22 protein-coding genes are annotated in these 21121 nt (G+C 70.9%); 11 read left to right on the top strand and 11 right to left on the bottom strand.

The window, feature by feature from the left end; genetic code table 11:
• Positions 1–31: 31 nt before the first annotated feature.
• The 8 genes from ITJ64_RS04545 to ITJ64_RS04580 all read right to left on the bottom strand — a co-directional run bounded on the left by ITJ64_RS04545 (position 32) and on the right by ITJ64_RS04580 (position 5286).
• Positions 32–640: a hypothetical protein gene (locus ITJ64_RS04545; RefSeq protein WP_194679548.1), complete on the bottom strand. Its 609-nt coding sequence runs from the start codon at positions 638–640 to the stop codon at positions 32–34.
• Complete coding sequence (locus tag ITJ64_RS04550) at positions 637–1215, bottom strand: DUF6286 domain-containing protein (RefSeq protein WP_194679549.1); 579 nt, start codon at positions 1213–1215, stop codon at positions 637–639. The genes ITJ64_RS04545 and ITJ64_RS04550 overlap by 4 nt, the downstream gene beginning before the upstream one ends.
• Positions 1212–1574 (bottom strand): hypothetical protein, encoded by a 363-nt coding sequence (locus ITJ64_RS04555; protein ID WP_194679550.1) that lies wholly within the window; start codon positions 1572–1574, stop codon positions 1212–1214. The genes ITJ64_RS04550 and ITJ64_RS04555 overlap by 4 nt, the downstream gene beginning before the upstream one ends.
• Positions 1571–1759: a DUF2273 domain-containing protein gene (locus ITJ64_RS04560; RefSeq protein WP_194679551.1), complete on the bottom strand. Its 189-nt coding sequence runs from the start codon at positions 1757–1759 to the stop codon at positions 1571–1573. The genes ITJ64_RS04555 and ITJ64_RS04560 overlap by 4 nt, the downstream gene beginning before the upstream one ends.
• Positions 1756–2175 carry an Asp23/Gls24 family envelope stress response protein gene (locus ITJ64_RS04565; protein WP_194679552.1) on the bottom strand — a complete coding sequence of 140 codons (420 nt, stop codon included), beginning with the start codon at positions 2173–2175 and terminating at the stop codon, positions 1756–1758. The genes ITJ64_RS04560 and ITJ64_RS04565 overlap by 4 nt, the downstream gene beginning before the upstream one ends.
• Before the next feature lie 146 nt (positions 2176–2321).
• Complete coding sequence (locus ITJ64_RS04570) at positions 2322–3566, bottom strand: FtsX-like permease family protein (RefSeq protein WP_194679553.1); 1245 nt, start codon at positions 3564–3566, stop codon at positions 2322–2324.
• Positions 3563–4264: an ABC transporter ATP-binding protein gene (locus tag ITJ64_RS04575; RefSeq protein WP_194679554.1), complete on the bottom strand. Its 702-nt coding sequence runs from the start codon at positions 4262–4264 to the stop codon at positions 3563–3565. The genes ITJ64_RS04570 and ITJ64_RS04575 overlap by 4 nt, the downstream gene beginning before the upstream one ends.
• The gene (locus ITJ64_RS04580) at positions 4261–5286 is read right to left on the bottom strand and encodes a hypothetical protein (protein ID WP_228507669.1); all 1026 of its coding nucleotides are present in this window, start codon (positions 5284–5286) and stop codon (positions 4261–4263) included. Before ITJ64_RS04580 ends, ITJ64_RS04575 begins: the two co-directional genes overlap by 4 nt.
• Positions 5287–5483: 197 nt before the next feature.
• On the opposite strand from ITJ64_RS04580, the gene ITJ64_RS04585 reads away from it, so the two are divergent.
• Genes ITJ64_RS04585 through ITJ64_RS04600 form a run of 4 tightly spaced genes read left to right on the top strand, consistent with a single transcriptional unit; the run spans position 5484 to position 9425 of the window.
• The gene (locus ITJ64_RS04585) at positions 5484–6512 is read left to right on the top strand and encodes an iron-siderophore ABC transporter substrate-binding protein (RefSeq protein ID WP_194679556.1); all 1029 of its coding nucleotides are present in this window, start codon (positions 5484–5486) and stop codon (positions 6510–6512) included.
• Complete coding sequence (locus ITJ64_RS04590; RefSeq protein WP_370545038.1) at positions 6509–7555, top strand: FecCD family ABC transporter permease; 1047 nt, start codon at positions 6509–6511, stop codon at positions 7553–7555. Before ITJ64_RS04585 ends, ITJ64_RS04590 begins: the two co-directional genes overlap by 4 nt.
• 2 nt (positions 7556–7557) lie before the next feature.
• Complete coding sequence (locus ITJ64_RS04595; protein ID WP_228508080.1) at positions 7558–8604, top strand: iron chelate uptake ABC transporter family permease subunit; 1047 nt, start codon at positions 7558–7560, stop codon at positions 8602–8604.
• Entirely contained in the window at positions 8601–9425 is an 825-nt protein-coding gene (locus ITJ64_RS04600) for an ABC transporter ATP-binding protein (RefSeq protein ID WP_194679558.1), read from the top strand. The genes ITJ64_RS04595 and ITJ64_RS04600 overlap by 4 nt, the downstream gene beginning before the upstream one ends.
• Here ITJ64_RS04600 and ITJ64_RS04605 read toward each other — a convergent pair.
• Positions 9422–9754 carry a hypothetical protein gene (locus tag ITJ64_RS04605; protein WP_194679559.1) on the bottom strand — a complete coding sequence of 111 codons (333 nt, stop codon included), beginning with the start codon at positions 9752–9754 and terminating at the stop codon, positions 9422–9424. The genes ITJ64_RS04600 and ITJ64_RS04605 overlap by 4 nt on opposite strands.
• A 95-nt stretch (positions 9755–9849) precedes the next feature.
• On the opposite strand from ITJ64_RS04605, the gene ITJ64_RS04610 reads away from it, so the two are divergent.
• Positions 9850–11073: an MFS transporter gene (locus tag ITJ64_RS04610; protein ID WP_194679560.1), complete on the top strand. Its 1224-nt coding sequence runs from the start codon at positions 9850–9852 to the stop codon at positions 11071–11073.
• An 18-nt stretch (positions 11074–11091) separates the two neighbouring features.
• Here the strand turns inward: ITJ64_RS04610 and ITJ64_RS04615 are convergent, their stop codons facing one another.
• The gene (locus tag ITJ64_RS04615; protein WP_194679561.1) at positions 11092–11928 is read right to left on the bottom strand and encodes an alpha/beta fold hydrolase; all 837 of its coding nucleotides are present in this window, start codon (positions 11926–11928) and stop codon (positions 11092–11094) included.
• A 90-nt stretch (positions 11929–12018) separates the two neighbouring features.
• Here ITJ64_RS04615 and ITJ64_RS04620 point away from each other — a divergent pair, with 90 nt between their 5' ends.
• Positions 12019–12579 (top strand): TetR/AcrR family transcriptional regulator, encoded by a 561-nt coding sequence (locus tag ITJ64_RS04620; protein ID WP_194679562.1) that lies wholly within the window; start codon positions 12019–12021, stop codon positions 12577–12579.
• 105 nt (positions 12580–12684) lie between these two features.
• Positions 12685–14046, top strand: coding sequence for an HNH endonuclease signature motif containing protein (locus tag ITJ64_RS04625; RefSeq protein WP_194679563.1), 1362 nt, complete (start codon positions 12685–12687; stop codon positions 14044–14046).
• A 152-nt stretch (positions 14047–14198) separates the two neighbouring features.
• Here ITJ64_RS04625 and ITJ64_RS04630 read toward each other — a convergent pair whose 3' ends face one another.
• Positions 14199–15206, bottom strand: a complete 1008-nt coding sequence (locus tag ITJ64_RS04630; protein WP_194679564.1) for an LLM class flavin-dependent oxidoreductase — start codon at positions 15204–15206, stop codon at positions 14199–14201.
• 572 nt (positions 15207–15778) lie between these two features.
• Between ITJ64_RS04630 and ITJ64_RS04635 the strand changes: the two genes are divergently transcribed.
• The 4 genes from ITJ64_RS04635 (at position 15779) to ITJ64_RS04650 (ending at position 21065) form a co-directional block, all read left to right on the top strand.
• On the top strand, positions 15779–16471 hold the full coding sequence (locus ITJ64_RS04635; protein WP_194679565.1) for a GntR family transcriptional regulator: 693 nt from the start codon (positions 15779–15781) through the stop codon (positions 16469–16471).
• A gap of 89 nt (positions 16472–16560) precedes the next feature.
• Entirely contained in the window at positions 16561–17535 is a 975-nt protein-coding gene (locus ITJ64_RS04640) for a carbohydrate ABC transporter permease (RefSeq protein ID WP_194679566.1), read from the top strand.
• Entirely contained in the window at positions 17535–18356 is an 822-nt protein-coding gene (locus ITJ64_RS04645; protein ID WP_194679567.1) for a carbohydrate ABC transporter permease, read from the top strand. The genes ITJ64_RS04640 and ITJ64_RS04645 overlap by 1 nt, the downstream gene beginning before the upstream one ends.
• Before the next feature lie 9 nt (positions 18357–18365).
• Entirely contained in the window at positions 18366–21065 is a 2700-nt protein-coding gene (locus ITJ64_RS04650) for an alpha-L-rhamnosidase (protein WP_194679568.1), read from the top strand.
• The last annotated feature ends 56 nt before the right edge of the window (positions 21066–21121 follow it).

Below are 21121 nucleotides of genomic sequence, written 5' to 3' on the forward strand. Positions count from 1 at the left end.
GACTCTGTCCTGTCTGCGTTCTTCAGGCGGCTCACGCGACCCGGGCGGTCGAGGCCACCCGGCTGCGCAGCCCGCTCACGATCTGGATGACGACCGGCGTCTGCCGGCCGAGCAGCGCGTCCCACTCGCCGACGGCGCGGTCGATCGACTCGCGCACCGCCACCGGGGAGGCGCCGCGACGGGCGTGCGCGGTGATGCGGAGCACGTTCTGCCGCCGCACCCGGAAGGCCGTGACGTCGAGGGCGACGATCGAGGGATCCCGCGACAGCGCGTCCGACAGCAGGTCCGACGCGACCTTCGCGTCGACGATCAGGTCGCCGCCGGCCGGCGTGGCCCCCTGAGACGCGGAGCCGGCGCCCACCCGCAGCAGCGTCCCGGTGCGCCCCCGCCCCTGCCGCAGCGCGAACCACACCAGCACCGCGATCAGCAGCAGGCACCCCGCCGCAGCGGCCCACGCCACCCACGGCGCCCCCGAGAGGGACGACGAGACGGCGGAACCCGCACCGTCGACGGCACCCGAGACGGCGTCGCGCGCATCCGGGATCAGCACCCCGACAGCGGTCGCCCCGCCCACGACGAGCAGCACGAGGCCGACGACGAGGAGCAGCAGGCGGTTGAGGAATCGGTTGGTGGTGGTCATGCTCCGACGGTTCCGTTCTCGGTCAGCCGGACGCTCGCGCGGAGCCCCGGGGTGAAGTCGTAGCCCGCGAGCTCGGCCTCGACGGCGGCACGGATGGCGCCGACATCGGCCGCGCGGCCCGAGCTGCGGGTCACGACGACGGATGCGCGACGGCGCCCCACCGCGACGTGCACCTGCTCGGGGTCGACGTCGCCCGCGAAGGCGGCGGCGCGGGCGAGGCTCGCCGCGATGACGCGGTCGTCGACCACGGCGGCGGTGCGGTCGCGGCGCGAACCGCGACGACCGCGGCGGGCCGGCTTCAGCGCGGCGACCACGAGCACGACGCCGATCACGGCGACGACCGCCCCGATCGCGACGAGCAGCGCGGTCGGCGCGGCGACGGCTCCCGACAGCGATCCGGCCGCGTCGGCCGGTGCGACGAGCAGCGCGGGCCGGCCGAGGGCCGCGAGCACCAGTTCGGTGCCCGCCCAGGCGACGAGCAGCGCGAGCACGACGGCGACCGCGATGGCCGCCCCCGCGCGGGAGGAATGGGTCTCGCGCCGCACCAGGCGGCGGTAGAGGGCGGGTGTGCTCATGCGACCCTCCTCCTCTCTCTCAGATCGGCGCCGGTGATCCGCAGATCGACCCGTCCGATGCTCGAACCGGTCAGTGCGAGCAGGCGGTCCCGGATGCTCGACTGCGCCGAGGCGACGCGCTCGAGCAGCGTGCCCGAACGCTCGCCGCCCCGCGGCGCCACGCCGAGCGGCGACAGGCGGATCGGGGTGCGGGCCGTGACGACCAGCACCCCCCGCTCGTCGGCGAGCTCGACGGACACCGCGGAGGCGTCGACGTCGAGGGCGTCGGCGGTGACGGCCGACACCACGCGCCGGACGGCGCGCGGCGCGATCACGGTGCGCCCGTGCAGACCCGAGCCGGCCGCCACCGCTGCGGTCACGACGACCGCCGCCCTCGGAGCGACTCGCCGAGCGAGCGGAGGTCGAGCTTGCCCTCGGCCACCCGGCCGGCGGCCCAACCGATCGCCATCGCGAGGGCCACGAACACGAAGGCCCAGAAGCCGAGCGTGATCGCGGTCAGCGCGAGCACGGCGCCGATCAGGACGCCGGTGGTGGCGGAGCTCACTGGACGCGGCTCTCGGCGGCGTCGTCGCCCTCGTCGTCCGAGGGGATGTGCACGTCGGACACGGTCACGTTGACCTCGGCGACCTCCATGCCGACGACGGTGGTGATGGCGCGGCTGACGCTCGCGCGGATCTCGTCGGCGAGCTTCTGCAGGTCGACGGGGTACTCGGCGACGACGGTGATGTCGGCGGCGACCTGGCGCTCGCCGACCTCGACCTTGACGCCCTGGCCGCGGTCCTGCGCGTTGATGGCGTTGCGGATGGCGCCGATGGCGCGGGCGGCGCCGCCGCCCAGGTCGTGCACGCCGTAGACCTCGCGTGCGGCGATGCCGGCGACCTTCTCGACCACGCCGTCGGCGACGGTGTTGGTGCCCTTCGAGGAGGTGGTGGAGTGCTTGGCGGTGGTGGTGTCGGTCATGATCTCTCCTTGGGTAGAGGCCCCCGGGTGGAGGCTCCGTGGAAGCGGGTCTTCACCAGTGAGACGTGATCAGGATCGACAAGGGCATAGGCACTCAGGGAGCGTTCAGGGAGGAAGCGCGACGGGGCTCAGCGCCCCTGGGCGAGCTAGTAGCGGATGGCGTCGATGACCTTGACGCGCACCGCGACGAGCGCCGGCAGGATGCCCGCCAGCGCCCCCACGGCCGACGCCGCCACGAGCCCGAGCACCGCCGCGTCGACCGGGAACGGCGGGAAGTCGGTGACGAGCCCCTGACCGACCAGGTCGTGCACCATCGGGCTCTGCACGATCAGGATCGCGGCCGCCACCCCGGCGGCCCCGGCGGCGACCGTCGCCACCACGCTCTCCATCATCACCGCGAAGAACACCCGGCCCGCGGTCGCCCCGAAGCTGCGCCGGATGCCGATCTCCCGCACCCGCTGCTTGACCGTCACGAGGGCGATGTTGACCAGCCCGAGCGCTCCGAGCAGCAGCACGAGCAGGGCGATGCCGCCGACGATCATCTGCGTCACGAGGAAGGGGTCGTCGCCGTACTGCGCGGCGTCCTGGCGCTGCACGTCGACGGTCGCCCCGTCTCCGACCGCCGCCGCGAGGTCGCGCTTCACGGCCGCGGCGAGCGCCTCCCAGTCGCCGACGGGCACCCAGAGCTCGTACTGGGTCGACGACCCGGCGAAGGGGTCGACCGCGGCGCCGGCACCCGCATCCGCCTGCTGGAAGGCCGCGAGCTGGTCGGCGAGCATGAACATCGCCGGCTCGGTCTCCCAGTCGGCCGAGGGGTAGACCCCCACGATCACCGCGGTCGTGCCGTCGTCACCGCCGAGCGAGAGCAGCGGATGCGCGTCGAGCGCCGGCTGCCCGAGGGAATCCCAGAACACCGAGTTCACGATCACGCGGGGCGCGAGCTGTTCGGCGTCGGCCGCCGTGAACCAGGCGCCCTCCGAGATGCGCACGCGGTGCATCTCGCCGTAGGGCTGGTCGACGGCCTGGGTGCCGACGGAGAGCACGCCGTTCGGCGAGTCGACGGGCACCGAGGCGTTCACCACCCGGCTGGCGTAGTCGATGCCGTAGCGCGAGACGGTCTCGACCCAGGCGGTCTGCAGCGTCTCGGCGTCGACCTGCCCGCCGTCCTGGCTGTAGGCCGAGACGTAGAGGGTGGCGGGGCGCCCGCTCTGGCGCTCGCTCAGCTCGGCGGTCGACTGCTGGAGGATGCCGCCGAGCGCCACGACGGTGGTGAGCGAGCAGACGGCCACGGCGACGCCGATCAGCGAGAGCAGCACGCGGGTGCGGTGGATGCGCAGCTCCTGCCACGCCTCGAGCACCGCCCCGACGAGCCCGGTGAGCAGGCGGCTCACGCGGCCCCCACCTCCGCGCCCACCCGCGTCAGCACCCCGTGGTCGAGCCTGTAGTGGTCCCGCGACCGCTCGGCGATCGCCGGGTCGTGCGTGATCACCACGAGCGCCGCCCGCGTGCGCGTGGCGACCTCGTCGATCAGCTCCATCACGCTCTGCCCGGTGTCGAGGTCGAGCGCCCCGGTCGGCTCGTCGGCGAGGATCAGCCGCGGCCCGCGAACGAGCGACCGGGCGATCGCGACGCGCTGCTGCTCGCCGCCCGAGAGCCGGTCGGGCAGGCTCTCCAGGCGGTGGCCGAGACCGACCTCCTCGAGCATCTCGGCCGCGATCGCCCGCCGCCGCCAGAACTGGCGCCCCTCGGCGTAGAGCAGGGGCATGATCACGTTCTCGAGCGCCGTGCGCCCGGGCAGCAGGTTGAACTGCTGGAAGACGAAGCCGATCTCGCGGCCGCGCACCCGGTCGCGCTCGCGCGAGGCGTACTGCTTCACCGGCCGACCGGCGAACTCCAGCACACCGCTGGTGGGGGTGTCGAGGAGGCCGAGCAGGTTCAGCAGCGTCGACTTGCCCGAGCCGGATCGGCCGACGACCGAGATGCGGTCGTCCTCCTCCACGTCGAGGTCGACGCCGTTCAGGATGGTCAGGGCCGGCTGATCCGGCGGGAGCACCGTGCGCGTCACCGACGCGAGGTGCAGCAGGGTCACGAGAACGATCCGCAGACGCCGCTGCCGTCGGGCAGGGTCGTGCAGCCGTCGGTCCCGTCGGCGGGAACCGCGGCGGCGCCCGGCGCGAACTGCAGCACCGTGTCGCCCTCGGCGAGCCCGCCGGTGATCTCGACCGTGCTGCCGTCGCTCAAGCCGAGGCCCACGGGCCGCTCCTCGTTCGCGCCGTCGGCGGTGACCACCCAGACGGTGCCGCTCTGGGCCGCGCCGCGCACGGCCGTGGTCGGCACGACCAGCACGTTCTCGGCCTTGCCGCCCGCGATCGTCAGCTGCGCGGCGAGCCCCGGGAACACGGTGACGCCGTCGGGCACCGGGCAGCTCACGGTGGTGGTGCTCCCGGATGCTCCGCCACCGCCTCCTCCGCCGCCCCCGTCGGTCGCACCGCCCGTGACGCCTCCGGCACCGCCGCCCGAGCCGCCCTCCGACGCCCCGGCCAGCGGGGTGCGGATGCTCAGTCCCGTGCACGTGAACGGAGCCGGCCCGCCGGTGATCGCCACCGACGCCTCGGTCGGCCGGTTCACCAGCCGGTACTGCTGCGCGGGCTGCAGCGAGCCCGACACCGAGAACGTGGGCGGCGCCATCTGCCCGGCGGCCTCGCCGATCGCGACGGTCTGCCCGGGGATCACCCCGAGCGAGCTGAGCGTGCCCGAGATGGGTGCGAGCACCTGCTCGTAGCGGAAGATCGCGGGCAGCGGCTTGCCCTCGGCGTCGACCGTCTCGGCCGGGTCGCGCTCGATCTCGACCTTGACGTCGAACACCACGTCACCGGCCGCGATCGACGCCCCGACCGCGGCGAACACCTCGTCGACCGCACCCGCCGCCGTGGACTTCACCGGCACCGCCGGATCGGCCGACACGGTGGCGTCGAGCACCACGTCGTTCGTGATCGTGCCCCGCGCGACGGCCACCGTCGGCTCGACCAGCGCGCCCGTGGGCACCGCCGGATCGGCCTCGGCGGGCCGATCGGGAAAGAACGCCAGCTTGCCCAGAGCCACTGCGATCACCGCGATCAGAACGATCCGGACGACCGGGAAGACCCATCTCCTCGCCACACCCACGACACACCCTCCTGTCCCCCGCATCGAATCCTAGGGGGTTTGCAATCCAGCCGTCGGCTCCCGTAGTTTGGTTAGGCAATCCTAATGCGCCGTCACAGCAGCGCAGATCTGCGAACTCCCGCATCCCACCGAAAGGCACCTCCATGCCCCGCGCCACGCGCTTCGCCGCCCTCACCACGGCGGCCCTGCTCACCGCCTCGCTCGCCGCCTGCTCGTCCTCCTCGTCGGCCGAGACCGACGCCTCCTCCACCGGCGGCGCCTTCGAGCCGATCACCATCGAGCACGCCCTCGGCACCACCGTGATCGAGACGCAGCCCGAGCGCGTCGCCACCGTCAACTGGGCGAACCACGAGGTGCCGCTCGCCCTCGGCGTCGTGCCCGTCGGCATGGCCGCGGCGAACTTCGGCGACGACGACGGCGACGGCCTGCTGCCCTGGGTCGAGGAGAAGCTCACCGAGCTCGGCGCCGAGACGCCCGTGCTCTTCGACGAGACCGACGGCATCGACTTCGAGGCCGTGGCCGACACCGACCCCGACGTGATCCTCGCCGCGTACTCCGGACTGACCCAGGAGGACTACGACACCCTGAGCGAGATCGCCCCCGTCGTGGCCTACCCCGAGACCGCCTGGGGCACCCCGTGGCGCGAGATGATCGAGCTGAACAGCGAGGCCATCGGCAAGAAGGCCGAGGGCGAGCAGCTCATCTCCGACCTCGAGACCCAGATCTCCGACGCCGCCGCGAAGTACCCGCAGCTCGAGGGCACCTCGGCCGCGTTCCTCACCCACGTCGACACCGCCGACCTCAGCGAGGTCAGCTTCTACACGACGCACGACACCCGGGCGATGTTCTTCGACGACCTCGGCCTGAGCACCCCCGAGAGCATCGCCACCGCCTCGGCGACCACCGACCTCTTCGCCCTCACCCAGAGCGCCGAGCAGGCCGACGCGTTCACCGACATCGACATCATCGTCACCTACGGCGGCGACGAGCTGCTGACCGCCCTCGAGGCCGACCCGCTGCTGTCGCAGATGCCGGCCGTGGCGAACAAGGCGATCGTCGCCCTGCCCGGCACCACCCCGCTCGGCACCGCCGCGAACCCCACGCCGTTGTCGATCTCGTGGGTGCTCGACGACTACCTGGCGCTGCTCGCCGAGGCCGCCGACAAGGCGTGACCTCGACCACCCTCGCACCCGCCGTCTCGGGAGCCGCCGTCGTGCGGCGCCCGAGACGGCTGCGTGCGCTTTGGCTGCTGATCGCGGCCGCGGTGCTGGTCGCGCTCGCGGCGGCGAGTGTCGCCGTGGGGTCGCGCGAAGTGGGCTGGGACGACATCGTCGCGGCCCTGGGCGGCGCCACCGACGGCTTCGACCGGGCGGCGGTCGCGACGCGCATCCCCCGCACCCTGCTCGCCGTGCTGGCGGGGGCCGCCCTCGCGGTGTCGGGGGCCGTGATGCAGGGCGTCACGCGCAACCCGCTGGCCGACCCGGGCATCCTGGGCGTGAACATGGGCGCGTCGCTCGCCGTGGTGACCGGCATCGCCTTCTTCGGCCTCGCGAGCGCCTCGGCGCAGATCTGGGTGGCCATCGCCGGTGCCGCGATCGCCGCCGCGTTCGTCTACGTAGTGGGCTCGCTCGGCCGCGGCGGCGCGACCCCCCTGAAGCTGGCCCTGGCGGGCGCCGCCACCTCGGCCGCCCTGGTCTCGTTCACCAGCGCCATCGTGCTGCCGCGCGGCGACATCTCCGACAGCGTGCGCTCGTGGCAGATCGGCGGCGTCGGCGGGGCGACCGGCGCGAGCATCCAGCAGGTGCTGCCGTTCCTCGTCGTGGGCTTCGTGATCTGCCTGCTCTCGGCGCGCGGGCTCAACTCGCTCGCCCTCGGCGACGAGCTCGCGGCCGGCCTCGGCGAGCGCGTGGCCCTGGCGCGGGGCGGCGCGGCGCTCGGCTCGGTCGTGCTCTGCGGCGCCGTCACCGCGATCGCCGGTCCGATCGCGTTCGTGGGCCTCGTCGTGCCGCACGCCTGCCGGCTGCTGGTCGGCGTCGACCACCGCTGGCTGCTGCCGTTCTCGGCCGTCGTGGGCGCGTGCCTGCTGACGGGCGCCGACATCCTCGGCCGCATCGTCGCGCGCCCCGCCGAGATCGACGTGGGCATCATCACCGCGCTCGTGGGAGCGCCCTTCTTCATCGCGATCGTGCGCCGGCAGAAGGTGAAGAGCCTGTGACGCTGCTCGACCGCGCCCCGACGGCGACGACGGATGCGGTGCAGCACGGCCGCGCGGCGCGCAGTCGCCGGCGCCGCACCGTGATCGTGGTGCTCGCCCTGCTCATCGCGGTGATGGCCGCCGTCAGCCTGATGGCCGGCCGCACCTTCTACCCGCCCGCCGACGTGATCGGCGTCATCCTGGGGCAGGACGTGCCGGGCGCCTCGTTCACCGTCGGCCGCTTGCGCCTGCCCCGCACCGCCCTCGCCGTGCTCGCGGGCCTCTCGTTCGGTCTCGGCGGGGTCGCGTTCCAGACCATGCTGCGGAACCCGCTCGCGAGCCCCGACATCATCGGCATCAGCTCGGGCGCGAGTGCCGCGGCGGCCTTCGCGATCGTCACCCTGTCGCTCGGCGCGACCGAGGTCTCGGTGTTCGCCATCGTCGTCGGGCTCGCCGTGGCGCTGCTCATCTACCTGCTCTCGTACCGCAGCGGGGTGGCCGGCACCCGGCTCATCCTGATCGGCATCGGCGTCGCCGCCATGCTCGACAGCGTCACCGCCTACGTGCTCTCGCAGGCCGCGCAGTGGGACCTGCAGGAGGCAATGCGCTGGCTCACCGGCAGCCTGAACGGCACCAGCTGGCCGCAGGTGCTGCCCGTGCTGGCGGCCGTCGCGGTGCTCTCCCCCGTGCTGCTCGGCCAGGGCCGCAACCTCGCGGTCACCCAGCTCGGCGATGACGCCGCCTCGGCCCTCGGCGTGCGGGTCGACCGCACCAGGCTCATCGTCATCGTCGCCGCCGTCGGCCTGATCGCCTTCGCCACGGCGGCCGCCGGGCCGATCGCGTTCGTCGCGTTCCTCTCGGGGCCGATCGCGGCGCGGCTGGTGGGGCCGGGCGGCTCCCTGCTCGTGCCCGCGGCGCTCGTCGGGGCGCTGCTCGTGGTGGTCGCCGACTTCGTGGGCCAGTTCGCGTTCGGCACGCGCTACCCCGTCGGGGTGGTCACGGGAGTGCTCGGCGCTCCCTATCTGGTGTATCTGATCATCCGCTCGAACCGCTCAGGAGGCTCGCTGTGACCCGTGGCCACACCCTCGCCGCCGCCGACCTCACGCTCGGCTACGGCGACCGCACCGTCGTCGACGGCCTCGACCTGACCGTGCCGCCCGGCGCCGTCACCGCGATCGTGGGCGCCAACGCCTGCGGCAAGTCGACGCTGCTGCGCTCGATGTCGCGGCTGCTCGCCCCGAAGGGCGGCCAGGTGCTGCTCGACGGCAAGCAGGTGCACCGGATGCCCGCCAAGGAGCTCGCGCGCACCCTCGGCCTCCTGCCGCAGTCGCCCATCGCGCCCGAGGGCATCACGGTCTCCGACCTCGTGGGCCGCGGGCGGCACCCGCACCAGAGCCTGTTCGCGCGCTGGAACGCCGCCGACGACGCCGCCGTGGCGGCCGCCCTGGAGGCCACCGAGACCGTCGCGCTCGCCGACCGCCCCGTCGACGAGCTCTCGGGCGGCCAGCGCCAGCGGGTCTGGATCGCGATGGCGCTCGCGCAGCAGACCGACCTGCTGCTGCTGGACGAGCCGACGACCTTCCTCGACGTCAGCCATCAGATCGACGTGCTCGACCTGCTCACCGACCTCAACCGCACCCGCGGCACCACGATCGTGATGGTGCTGCACGACCTCAACCTGGCCGCGCGCTACGCCGACCACCTCGTGGCGCTCGCCGACGGACGGGTGCACGCCGCGGGCACCCCCGCCGAGGTGCTCACCGAGGAGGTCGTGCGCACCGTCTTCGGGCTGGAGAACCGCATCATCGCCGACCCCACCTCGGGGAAGCCGCTGATGCTGCCGCTCGGACGGCACCACGTGGTGACCCGCGACGAGCACCCCGTCGGCTAGAGGTCGAGCTCCTCGTAGCTCGGCATCCCGACGCCGTCGGGCTGCACCGGCGACGGCGAGGTCAGCTGCTCCAGCTTCGTGCGCATCGCGCGCTCGGTCTCGGTGTTGTCGGGTTCGGGCATGGAGGACCGCGTGGTCTCGGCCATCAGCACGGTGCCCTGGTCGAGCACGAAGGTCGCCTCGACGTCGGACCCGTCGGCACCGTAGCCGCTCAGCGTGACCGTATCGGCGGTGTGGGCGCGGGCGACGGCGGCGCTGTACTCCGTCAGGAGGTCGGCGGCCTCGTCTCCCACCAGGAGGGACTTGTCGGCGAACGTCACGTGCTTCATGCGCCAGACCGTACGCGCGGGCACGGCGGCGCGGTGGGGGCTTGCGCTCCGGCCGGGCATCTGGCACGGGCATCCGGACTGTTAGCGTGAGAACGGTGACCGCCGAACGCCTGCGCCCGACGACCGCCGCCCGCCGGGCCCGCATCGGCGCCGCCGTGCTGTTCTTCACGAACGGCGCCATCTTCGCGAACCTGCTGCCGCGCTACCCCGAGCTGGTCGAGCAGCTCGACCTCAGCAAGGCGTCGTTCGGCCTCGCGGTCGCGGCGTTCCCGGTGGGGGCGCTGCTCGCCGGGCTGAGCGCCGGGGCCCTGGTGCGGCGCTTCCGTTCGTCGCGGGTCGCCGTGCTGGCCACGATCCTGTCGGCGGTGGGCATCCTGATCGCGGGTTCGGGCTCGTCGTGGGCGGTGCTCGCCGGCGGCCTGTTCGTCGCCGGGGCGATGGACTCCATCACCGACGTCGCGCAGAACTCGCACGCACTGCGGGTGCAGCGGCTCTACGGCCGCTCGATCCTCAATTCCTTCCACGCGATCTGGAGCATCGGGGCTGTCTCGGGCGGCGTGCTCGGAGCGGCGGCGGCACAGTTCGCGGTGCCGATGCCGCTGCACCTCGCCCTCAGCGGGGTGCTCTTCTCGCTCGCGGCCCTCGTCGCCTACCGCCTGCTGCTGCCCGGCCCGGAGCCGCTGGACGTCGCGGAGCCGGCCGCCTCCGTCGCCGAGGCCGCCTCGCGCACCCGGGCCGGCCTCGGCGCGCTCGCGAAGTACGGGGTGCTGCTCGCCCTCGTGGTGATCGCCTCGGCGGGCGCCATCGTCGAGGACTCCGGCGCCTCCTGGTCGGCCCTGTACCTCTCCGGCTCGCTCGGCGCCTCGGCGTTCCTCGCGGGCATCGGCTTCGTGGCCCTGCAGGGCATGCAGTTCGTGGGCCGGATGCTCGGCGACGGCCTGGTCGACCGCTTCGGTCAGCGCGCGGTGGCCCGGGCCGGTGGCGCGATCGTGCTGGTGGGCATGGGGCTCGCGCTGGCGTTCCCCACCGTCTGGGGCACGATCGCGGGCTTCGGACTCGCGGGGCTCGGGGTGTCGACCCTGATCCCCGCGGCGATGCAGGCGGCCGACGAGCTGCCCGGCTTTCGCCCGGGCACGGGGCTGACGATCGTCAGCTGGCTGCTGCGCGTCGGCTTCCTCGTCTCGCCGCCGATCGTCGGGGCGGTCGCCGACGCGACCAGCCTGCGGGTCGGGCTGGTGATCGTGCCGGTGGCGGGGCTGCTGGTGCTCGTCTTCGCGGGGGTGCTGACCACCCGCCGCCGCCTCCCCGCCGCCGGCTAGCCCTCCTCCTAGGGGCGGCTACTTCCCCAGGAAGGCGAGCAGCGCCTCGTTGACCTCGGCCGCGTGCGTCCAGAGCAGGCCGTGCGGGGCGCCCTCGATCTCGACGTAGTCGGCGTTCGGCAGCGACTTCGCGAAGAGGCGCCCGGTGGCGTCGATCGGCAGGATGCGGTCGCCGGTGCCGTGCAGAATGAGCGCCGGCACGTCGATCTTGGCGATGTCGGCCCGGAAGTCGGTGAACCAGGTCAGCGGAGCGCCGGCCGCGGCGAAGAAGCCGCTGCCGGCGGCGGTGTTCCAGCTGGCGCGCACGACCTCCTCGGAGATGCGGCTGCCGAGGTTCTCGTCGAGGTTGTAGAAGTCCTGGTAGAAGCCGGTGAAGTAGGCGTAGCGGTCGCTCTTCACGGCGTCGACGATGCCCTCGAAGAACTCCCGCGGCGCCGCGCCCTCGGGGTTGTCGTCGGTCTTCAGCAGGTAGGGCTCGAGCGAAGCCAGGAACGCGGCCTTCGCCACCCGGCCGGAGCCGTAGCGCCCGAGGTAGCGACCCACCTCGCCGGTGCCCATCGAGAACCCGACGAGCACCGCATCCGTCACGTCGAGGGTCTCGAGCACCGCGTTCAGGTCGCTCGCGAAGGTGTCGTAGTCGTACCCGGTGGTCGGCTGGCTCGACCGCCCGAAGCCGCGGCGGTCGTAGGTGATGACGCGGTAGCCGGCGTCGAGCAGGGCGGCCGACTGCTTCTCCCAGGAGTGGCCGTCGAGCGGGAAGCCGTGGATCAGCACGACCGCCTGGCCCGTGCCGTGGTCTTCGTAGTACAGCTCGATCGAGTCGGTGTTCTCGGTGCCGACGGTGATGTAGCCCATGTCTGTCTTCCTTCCGACGTGAGAACGCTCGTTCTCGCTTCCCTTCGAGTATATGAGAACCATCGTTCTCAACGCAAGTACACTGGGTGCATGACTGCAGAGACGGATGTTCGGGAGCGCGTTCTCGACGCGGCGGACTCCCTCTTCTACTCCCGCGGCTTCAGCGCCGTGGGGATGGACGAGGTGCGCGACGCCGCGGGGGTCAGCCTGCGCCGGCTGTACTCCGCGTTCCCGTCGAAGGAGAGCATCGTGCTCGCCATGCTCGAGCGGCGGCACGAGCAGTGGACGACCGAGCTGCGCGCCGTCGTCGACAGCCGCGACGACCCCCGCGCGCGCATCCTCGCCGTCTACGACTACCTCTCGGCCTGGTTCGCCGACGAGAGCTTCCGCGGCTGCGGCTTCATCAACGCGTTCGGCGAGCTCGGCGGCGTGAGCCCGGCGGTGACCTCGCTGATCCGCGCCCACAAGCAGTCCTTCCAGGACGAGATGGCGCGCCTCGCCGACGAGGCCGGGGCGCCGCCGCCGCTCGCGCCGCAGCTCGCCATCCTCGCGGAAGGCGCGCAGACCACCGCCGCGATCGCGGGCGACCCCTTGGCGGCGGGGCACGCCCGCGCGGCGGCCGAGATCCTCGTCGACGCCGCCCTGGCCTGAGCCGTGCGGCGGCGCTCGTGCCGCTCGTGAGTTCCGCGCTGCCAGAACCGCCCGCAAGTCCCTCATAAACGAGCTTTCATCAGCTGTTTCTGATAGAATCTCAGCATGACTCCAGCTGCCCGCATCCACGAGATGGCCGCTGTGCTCTGCGGCCGTTCGGGCGCGGGTCTGGCTGGTCTCGGCGACGACGAGTTGCTCGAAATGGTGGCCGCCTACGAGGCTCTCGGGCGTGCGGTGTCGGCGCATCAGGTCCAGCTCGCCGGGGAAGTCGGGGTGCGGTCTCGGTCGGAGCTGGGCGACGAGGGCCTGAGCCGGTCGCAGAACTTCACGAGCCCGGTCGCGCTCGTCGCGAAGGTCACGGGCGCGTCGGCGCGAGCGTGCAAGGCGCGGCTCGAGCTCGGTCGGAAGCTTCGTGGTGCGGTGCTGCTGGGTGGCGGCGAGGGGCCTGCACCGTTCCCGATCGTCACCCGCGTGCTCGACGAGGGTGTGCTCGGCACCGAAGCCGCGGCGGCCATCGTGAAGCAGTGCGCTGTGCTCGCCGACCGCGGATGCCCGGCCGACGTCGTGAGCCTCGCTGAGGAGACCCTCGTCGACCAGACCATCGCGTGCCGACTCACCGCCGACGAGACCTTCCGAGCTGCCATTCACCTGCGCGAAGTGCTCGACCCCGATGGTGCGGAACCGCGTGATGAGGTGCTGCAGATGCAGCGGTCCCTCACCATCGCGCAATCGTCGGATGGGATGTACCGGGGGAAGTTCGCGCTCACGCCTGAGCAGGGCGGCGTGTGGTTCTCGAGCATCCGGGCGATGCAGAGCCCCAGGGTGTCGGGGCCGCGGTTCGTCGATGGGGACGAGTACGCGACCGCTGATGGCCGTACCGCAGCGCAGAAGAACGCCGACACGGTCACGGAACTCATCGCCCGCGCCGCTGGCGCCGAAGACATGCCCCGCATCAACGGGGCGATCGCCACCGTCAACGTGCACATGACACTCGACGACCTCGAGAAGGGCCGCGGTGTCGGGTGGATCGACGGCATCGACCAGCCCGTCCCCGCCTCCACCGTCGAGCAGCTGCAATGCAGCTCCCCCGTTGCCGCCACGCTCTTCGGCGACCGGGGCGAGGTGCTGTTCCACGGCAAGGCCAAGCGGCTCTTCACCCCAGCGCAGAACCGGGCACTCGCCGCGCGCGACGGTGGCTGCGTGTGGCCCAGTTGCGACCGGCCACCTTCGTTCTGCGAAACACATCACGCGGACGAATGGGTTTCAGACGATCATCCGCCCGGCAGAACCGACATCGACAACGGCGTTCTGCTCTGCCACTTCCATCATTCCCACTTGCATAAGACCCCATGGAAATTGACCATGCAAGGCGGCGTGCCACATCTCATTCCACCGCGGTGGGTCGACACGGAACAGAAGCCGATCCCGACCACCCGGCGACGCACCATCCAGCGACCCGCCGCTTAGCCAACCACCGCATCCCGAGGGCAAGCGCGAAGCGCGCGGCAGCACACCCGGCTGCCGCGCGCTGACGCGCTTGCCCGAGATGGACATGGCTGAGTCAGTAGGGCAGCCGCGTCGCACTCGGGCCTGTGTTAGGAGGTCGCCGGCCGGTTGGTCTAGGCGGCGACCCGCGCGTGCGCGTCGGCGAGCAGCTCGACCGAGCGCAGGCGCGCCGCCGTCGCCAGGGAGGCGTGCGCCACGATGACCTCGTCGATGTCGGCCGTGCGGGCGAAGTCCTCGACGTAGTCGGCGACCTCGGTGCCCGTGCCGATGCCGGTGTAGGTCGTCATGGTGGCGACGTGCGCACCGGCCGGCGTGGTCAGCAGGTAGTCGAGCTCGTCGTCGCCGAATCGGCGATCGAGCGGGATGCGGCCGCTCTGGCGCAGCAGCATCATCAGCCGGGCCCGCTTCGTGCGCGCGAACTGCTGCTCGGCGTCGTCACGGTCGTCGGCCGCGATCGCGTTCATCCCGGCGATGACGTGCGGCCGGTCGAGCTGTTCGGACGGAGTGAACTCACGTCGGTAGACCGCCACGGCGTCGTGCAGCGCATCCGGAGCGAAGTGCGACGCGAAGGCGTAGGGCAGCCCGTAAGCCGCGGCGAGCCGGGCACCGAACAGCGACGACCCGAGGATGTACAGCGGCACCCGCGAGTGGGCACCCGGTGTGGCGCCGACGCCGGGCACGCGGGACTCCCCCGCCAGGAAGCCCTGCAGCTCGAGCACGTCCTCGGGGAACCGCTCCGACGACGCGGGATCGCGGCGGAGCGCCCGGAAGGTCGCCTGGTCGCTGCCGGGCGCCCGCCCGAGCCCCAGGTCGATGCGGCCCGGGTGCAGCGCTTCGAGGGTGCCGAACTGCTCGGCGATCGTCAGCGGCGCGTGGTTCGGCAGCATCACGCCGCCGGCCCCGAGCCGGATCGTCGACGTCTGCGAGGCCACGTGGGCGATCAGCACGGCGGTCGCGCTCGACGCGATCGACTCCATGTTGTGGTGCTCGGCGTACCAGACCCGCCGGTAGCCGCTCGCCTCGGCCTGCTGGGCGAGCGCGACGGAGGCGGCGAAGCTGTCGCGCACCGTCTCGCCGGGGGCGATCGGGGCGAGGTCGAGGATCGAGAGGGGAACGGTCATGGAAGGGACAACGCGGGCGGGCGGCGGAGCCTTCCCGACCGGCCGCCCGGCGCGGTATCCGATCGCTGCGGGATACCGGAGCCGAATCGGCAGAAGTCGTTCAGCACAGAGCTGCGGACACTAGTGGTCATGTCGACAATTCCCCTGAGTCGCCAGCGGTAGTGAGTTCGGGCGCTGCCGGGCAGCTGACCCTAGCCACCGGTCTGACGTTCGAGTCGGGACTGGGCGCTCAAGACCTACCAAACGCGGAGTGATTGTTCTGACGGGCGAGGTCACTACATTTCGCCGACCTGTCATCCACTTGACATAAGGAACATTATCGGTCTCGAATGATCGTGCCTGAACGGCATGTCTCAGGGTCCGCGTATCGTGACTCATGTCAAGGCAGACGGAACGAAACCTAAAGCCGCGTCATGGCCGGCTGGCGGTATCCATTCGTCTCAGTGAGAGGTGGGCAATTCGTCTCGTCAGAGCGCCTCACTGGGCTCACCATCGACTTGACAGGCAACAAATTGTGTCGTCTACTGGATACCGTTAACGGTAATCGGACAACGAGTGGAAGGGACGACAACATGATCACAACGCTTCTTCCCGTCCGACAGCAATCGCTTGGGTCTCAGGTGAGTTCGGTGCTACGCGATCTCATCATTCGTAGAGAACTCGCTCCAGGTACCCACCTAGTCGAAGACGCTCTAGCAGCGGAATACGATGTGAGTCGCGGCCCAATCCGTGACGCCCTCCGCCAGCTCGAGAGCGAGGGATTGGTCGAATCCCGCCGCCGTGGAATCTTCGTCGTCGGCATTGAGCTTCGAGATATTGAAGACCTCTATTCACTGCGCGAGGCGATTGAAGAACTTGCGTTGCGTCTTGCCATGGAACGCGCGACACCGGACCAGTGGGTCGAAGGTCGTCGTCTGGTAGACGCCATGCGCGCTGCCGCAGACCGGCAGGACGAGCAGGAGTTTGCGCGGGCCGACGTGGACTTTCACGCGCTGCTCTACCGACTCAGCGGACACCGTCGCCTCGTCGATGTCTGGGGACAGTACGAACCCATTCTGACGAGTCTGCTTCAGGTGACGGTCGCCGAAGACGTCGACCTCCACCCGTCTGCCGAGGATCACCAGCGTCTCCTTGACATTGTCGCAACCGGCGATCAGGACGCAGCTGTGCGCGCCATCCGTGAGCACCTGGAGGGTGCAAAGCACCGAATGATCCATGCTTACAGCGCATCAGTCGGCGAACTTCAAGCAGAAACCGCCAGCTGAGCCGACATTAACCGAGCCCCGAAATAAGAGCTTCGGCACTCATCTCAGCGCGCCCACCGCGCAAATTGATCTCAATGAGGAGTCTCCCCATGACCACTGTCGTCGACAGCACCGTGAACCCCCTGGCGGGTTACGAAGACGAGGAACGCGGCCTCGAGCCGGCCGGCAGAGGCAACGGCAAGCGCCCCCGCGGCGGCCAGCGCTTCTCGCGCCAGCTGCTCTGGTTCGCCCTACCTGCCCTCGTGTTCTACGTCTTCGTGGTGGTGGTGCCCACCCTCCGCGGTGGTCTGCTGGCCTTCACGAACTGGGACGGCCTCTCCCAGGCCTACGAGTTCATCGGCATCGACAACTTCGTGCGGGTGTTCACCGAGCCTGCCGCCCTGCAGGCCCTCGGCACCACGCTCATAATCGCCGCCGCGATCACCGTGTTCCAGAACCTGATCGGGCTGCTGCTGGCACTGGGGGTGAACAGCCGCATCAAGTCGCGCAACGTGCTGCGGGTGGTGTTCTTCGCCCCGGTGGTCATCACTCCGGTCGTGGTCGCCTACCTATGGAAGTTCATGCTCACCCCCGAGGGCGCCGTGAACAGCGCGCTCGGCGGTCTCGGGCTCGGCTCCCTGCAGCAGGACTGGCTCGGCAACCCCACGCTCGCTCTGGTGTCGGTGATCTTCGTGGCCGTCTGGCAGAACGCCGGGTTCTCGATGGTGATCTTCCTGGCCGGGCTGCAGTCCATCCCGCAGGAGCTGATGGAGGCCGCCGAGGTCGACGGCGCCGGTGCCTGGCGCCGCTTCCGGAGCGTGGTGTGGCCGCTGCTCGCCCCGGCCACCACCATCAACCTCATGCTCACGGTGATCGCGGGCCTCAAGATGTTCTCCGAGGTCTTCGTGCTCACCGGAGGCGGGCCGGGAACCGCCACTCAGACCCTCTCCACCCTCATCTACAAGAGCGCGTTCCAGTTCAACGAGTTCGCCTACAGCATCGCGCTGGCGCTCGTGCTGGCCGTGATCGTGGCCGTGATCTCCGGTGCGCAGTACCGGCTCGCCAACCGGAAGGACCAGTTCTGATGGGCCGCTACACGGTCAAGACCCTCGGCCTCGAGGTGGTGATGTACCTCGCGGCGATCGTGTTCATCTTCCCCGTCTACATCCTGCTGAACCTCTCCTTCCGGCCCAGCAACGACCAGGCCTCGCCCGTGGTGCCGCTCACCAGCCCCACCATCGACAACTACGTCAACGCCTGGAACGAGGCCGGCCTCGCGCAGGCCCTGCTAAACAGCGCCATCATCACGATAGTCAGCGTGACGCTCACGGTTGTGATCTCCTCGCTCGCCGCCTACCCGCTTGCCCGCGTCACCTCGAGGCTGTCGACGGGCGTCTTCTGGCTCATCCTCGCCGGGCTCCTCATCCCGTTCCAGGTCGCGCTCATCCCGCTCTACCAGACCATCCGCGACCTCGGACTGCTCGGCAGCATCTGGTCGCTGGTGATCTTCTACGCCGGGCTGCAGGTTCCGTTCTCGGTGTTCCTCTACACCGGGTTCTTGCGCACCCTGCCGCGCGACTATGAGGAGGCCGCCTCCCTCGACGGCGCCGGGCAGCTGCGCACCTTCGTGAGCGTGGTCTTCCCGTTGCTGCGACCGATCACCGGCACCGTCGTCATCCTTAACGCCATCGCGGTGTGGAACGACTTCCTGGTTCCCCTGCTCTATCTCAGCGGCACCACCCAGCAGACCATCACGGTGGCCCTCTACAGCTTCGTGGGCCAGTACGTGTCGAACTGGCCGATCGTGTTCGCCGGGCTCGTAATCAGCATCATCCCGGTGCTGCTGGTCTACTTCCTGCTGCAGAAGCACATCATCCAGGGCTTCGCGGGCGGACTGAAAGGCTAGGACGAACGGATGCTCGAACCCTACGATCTCGAGACCGACCGCCAGACCGCCCCCAGTGGCATCGTGTCACCGCCCTCCTTCAGCTGGCGGCTGCGCGGAACGGCTCGCGGCGATTCTCAAACCGCTTATCGCATCACGGTGAATGCCGAGCTCGGGCTTGGTAGCGCGTCCCTCGTCTGGGACTCCGGATGGCACGACTCCGCCTCCACCGCGGGCATCCCCTACACCGGTGCCCCGCTGATGTCGTCGACCGCCTACAGCTGGCGCCTCGAACTCCGCGGCGCCCGAGGCGAGACCCCGACTACCGCGGCCAGGTTCGAGACTGCGGTTGTGCATCCCGACGAATGGCGCGCCCACTGGATCGCCCGCAACCCGATCTACACCCAGATCGCCCCCGTGCCGCAGGACACCGACATCAGCTACACCGTTAACAAGCTCAAGCCGGTGCGCCGCTTCGCCAAGCACTTCACCCTCGACGCCGTGCCCCGCCGGGCCGTGGTGCACTCCTCGGCCAAGGGGATCTACCGGCTGTACGTGAACGGGCACCGGGTGGGCCGCGACGAGCTGGTGCCGGGCTGGACCGAGTACCGCGAGCGGATCGCCTATCAGAGCCACGATGTCACCGCGCTGCTGGTGGAGGGCGAGAACTCCATCGCGGCTCTGCTCGGCGACGGCTGGTGGTGCGGCTTCATTGGCACCGACCGCCGGCACCACGCCCAGCACTACGGCGACGAGCCCGCGTTCCTGGCCCAGCTCGAACTCGGTGCCGCCGATGGCGGCCGCACAGTGGTGGCCACCGACGAGACCTGGCGTGAGAGCGCCAGCGAGATCCTCTACGCCGACCTGCTCATGGGCCAGTACGAAGACGCCCGGCAGCGCGTCGACGACTGGCACCTCACGAGCCACCCGATCGGGGAGTGGTCGAGCGCTGTGGTGGTCGACTCCGGCCACTCCCTTCTGGTGCCCGAGAGCGACCCGGCGGTGCGGGCGATCGAGGCACTCCCGGCGCGGAGCGTGACCACGCGCATCCCGGGCCACCACGTGGTCGACTTCGGCCAGAACCTGGTGGGACACGTGGCACTCACCCTGCGCGGCGTGCCAGCCGGCACCCGTGTGCAGCTCGACCACGCCGAGGTGCTGAAGGACGACGGCTCGCTCTACACCGAGAACCTCCGCACCGTCGAGGCCACCGACGTCTACGTCACCCGCGGCGACGAGGTCGAGGTGTTCGAGCCGCGCTTCACCCTGCACGGCTTCCGCTTCGCCGAGATCTCCGGGCTCGAGGCGGCTCCGGATGCGGCCGACATCGAGGCGGTCGTCATCCACAACGACTTCGCCCCGGCCGGCGAACTGGAGACCGACGACGGCGCGCTCAACCAGCTGGTGTCGAACATCCGCTGGGGCCTGCGGGACAACTTCGTGGCCGTGCCCACCGACTGCCCGCAGCGCGACGAGCGGCTGGGCTGGACGGCAGATGCGCAAGTGTTCACCCCGACGGCGCTGTACGAGGCGCAGCTGCTGCCGTTCCTTCGGCGCTGGCTGCGCGATCTGCGCAGCGCCCAGTCGGCCGAGGGCGCCTTTCCCGACACGGCACCGCACATGGTGCACAAGCGGGAGGGCGCGCCGGCCTGGGGCGACGGCGGGGTCACCATCCCGTGGGCGCTCTACACCGCCACCGGATCGGAGGAGGTACTGCGCGAGTCCATCGACTCGATGGTGGCGTGGGTGCGCTACCTGCACCTGCACAACCCCGGGCTGCTCTGGGTGAACCGGCGCGGCAACGACTACGGCGACTGGCTCTCAGTGGGCGAGCAGACCTCGAAGGACGTGCTGGCCACCGCCTACTTCGCCCGCAGCACCGAGCTCACCGCCCGGGCGCTGCGCGTGCTCGGCCGCAACAGCGAGGCGGCGGAATTCGAGGAGCTGCTCGCGGGCATTCGCTCGGCCTTCCTGGAGGCCTACGTCACCGACGACGGCCTGGTGGAAGGTGACACCCAGACCGGCTACCTGCTCGCCCTGGGCTTCGACCTGGTGCCGGCCGAGTGGCGCGACGCCGTGGCCGCACACCTGGTGCGGGCGGTCGAGCGGCGCGGTCCGGCCCTCACCACCGGCTTCATCGGGGTGGCCCTGCTGCTGCCCGTGCTCACCTCGATCGGCCGCTCCGACCTGGCGTTCTCGCTGCTGCACCGCGACGAGTACCCGTCCTGGCTGTACTCGGTCAAGAACGGTGCCACCACCATCTGGGAGCGCTGGGACGGCTGGACAAGCGAGCACGGCTTCCAGTCGGCGCGCATGAACAGCTTCAACCACTACTCCTTCGGCTCGGTGGGCGAGTGGCTCTACCGCTCGCTCGCCGGCATCGGCCAGACCGATCGCAGCGTCGCCTTCGGCGAGCTGGAGATCGCACCGCAGTTCGACCCGTCGCTCACCCGGGTGCGGGCCGCCCACGAGTCGCCGCGTGGCCGCATCGAGGCTTCCTGGCACCGATCGGAGGGCCGGGTCGAGTTCGCGCTCACCGTGCCGCCCGGATCGACCGCCCACGTGGCGCTGCCCGCCCGGGCCGCGTCGCAGATCGAGGAAGGAGGCGCAGCCGCAGTGGATGCCGAGGGCATAGCCCTCGAAACGGAGACCGACCAGGTCGTCCGATTCACCGTGGAGTCCGGAAGCTACCACTTCCGGCTTCCCGACCCGGCGCTCGTCGCCGTCTGAAGCACCAGCATCACATCACGGGGCGACCACGCCCCCTTCCCAAGGAGTGTACAAAA

The organism is Herbiconiux sp. VKM Ac-1786 (assembly GCF_015350805.1).
Taxonomy (GTDB): domain Bacteria; phylum Actinomycetota; class Actinomycetes; order Actinomycetales; family Microbacteriaceae; genus Herbiconiux.

What these genes read in the sequence shown, in the direction of transcription:
- ITJ64_RS04550 (WP_194679549.1), bottom strand. Translation starts at nt 1,215, where the DNA reads ATGAGCACACCCGCCCTCTACCGCCGCCTGGTGCGGCGCGAGACCCAT.
- ITJ64_RS04630 (WP_194679564.1), bottom strand. Translation starts at nt 15,206, where the DNA reads ATGACCGTTCCCCTCTCGATCCTCGACCTCGCCCCGATCGCCCCCGGC.
- ITJ64_RS04640 (WP_194679566.1), top strand. Translation starts at nt 16,561, where the DNA reads ATGACCACTGTCGTCGACAGCACCGTGAACCCCCTGGCGGGTTACGAA.
- ITJ64_RS04585 (WP_194679556.1), top strand. Translation starts at nt 5,484, where the DNA reads ATGCCCCGCGCCACGCGCTTCGCCGCCCTCACCACGGCGGCCCTGCTC.
- ITJ64_RS04620 (WP_194679562.1), top strand. Translation starts at nt 12,019, where the DNA reads ATGACTGCAGAGACGGATGTTCGGGAGCGCGTTCTCGACGCGGCGGAC.
- ITJ64_RS04635 (WP_194679565.1), top strand. Translation starts at nt 15,779, where the DNA reads ATGATCACAACGCTTCTTCCCGTCCGACAGCAATCGCTTGGGTCTCAG.
- ITJ64_RS04605 (WP_194679559.1), bottom strand. Translation starts at nt 9,754, where the DNA reads ATGAAGCACGTGACGTTCGCCGACAAGTCCCTCCTGGTGGGAGACGAG.
- ITJ64_RS04645 (WP_194679567.1), top strand. Translation starts at nt 17,535, where the DNA reads ATGGGCCGCTACACGGTCAAGACCCTCGGCCTCGAGGTGGTGATGTAC.
- ITJ64_RS04545 (WP_194679548.1), bottom strand. Translation starts at nt 640, where the DNA reads ATGACCACCACCAACCGATTCCTCAACCGCCTGCTGCTCCTCGTCGTC.
- ITJ64_RS04615 (WP_194679561.1), bottom strand. Translation starts at nt 11,928, where the DNA reads ATGGGCTACATCACCGTCGGCACCGAGAACACCGACTCGATCGAGCTG.
- ITJ64_RS04565 (WP_194679552.1), bottom strand. Translation starts at nt 2,175, where the DNA reads ATGACCGACACCACCACCGCCAAGCACTCCACCACCTCCTCGAAGGGC.
- ITJ64_RS04650 (WP_194679568.1), top strand. Translation starts at nt 18,366, where the DNA reads ATGCTCGAACCCTACGATCTCGAGACCGACCGCCAGACCGCCCCCAGT.
- ITJ64_RS04625 (WP_194679563.1), top strand. Translation starts at nt 12,685, where the DNA reads ATGACTCCAGCTGCCCGCATCCACGAGATGGCCGCTGTGCTCTGCGGC.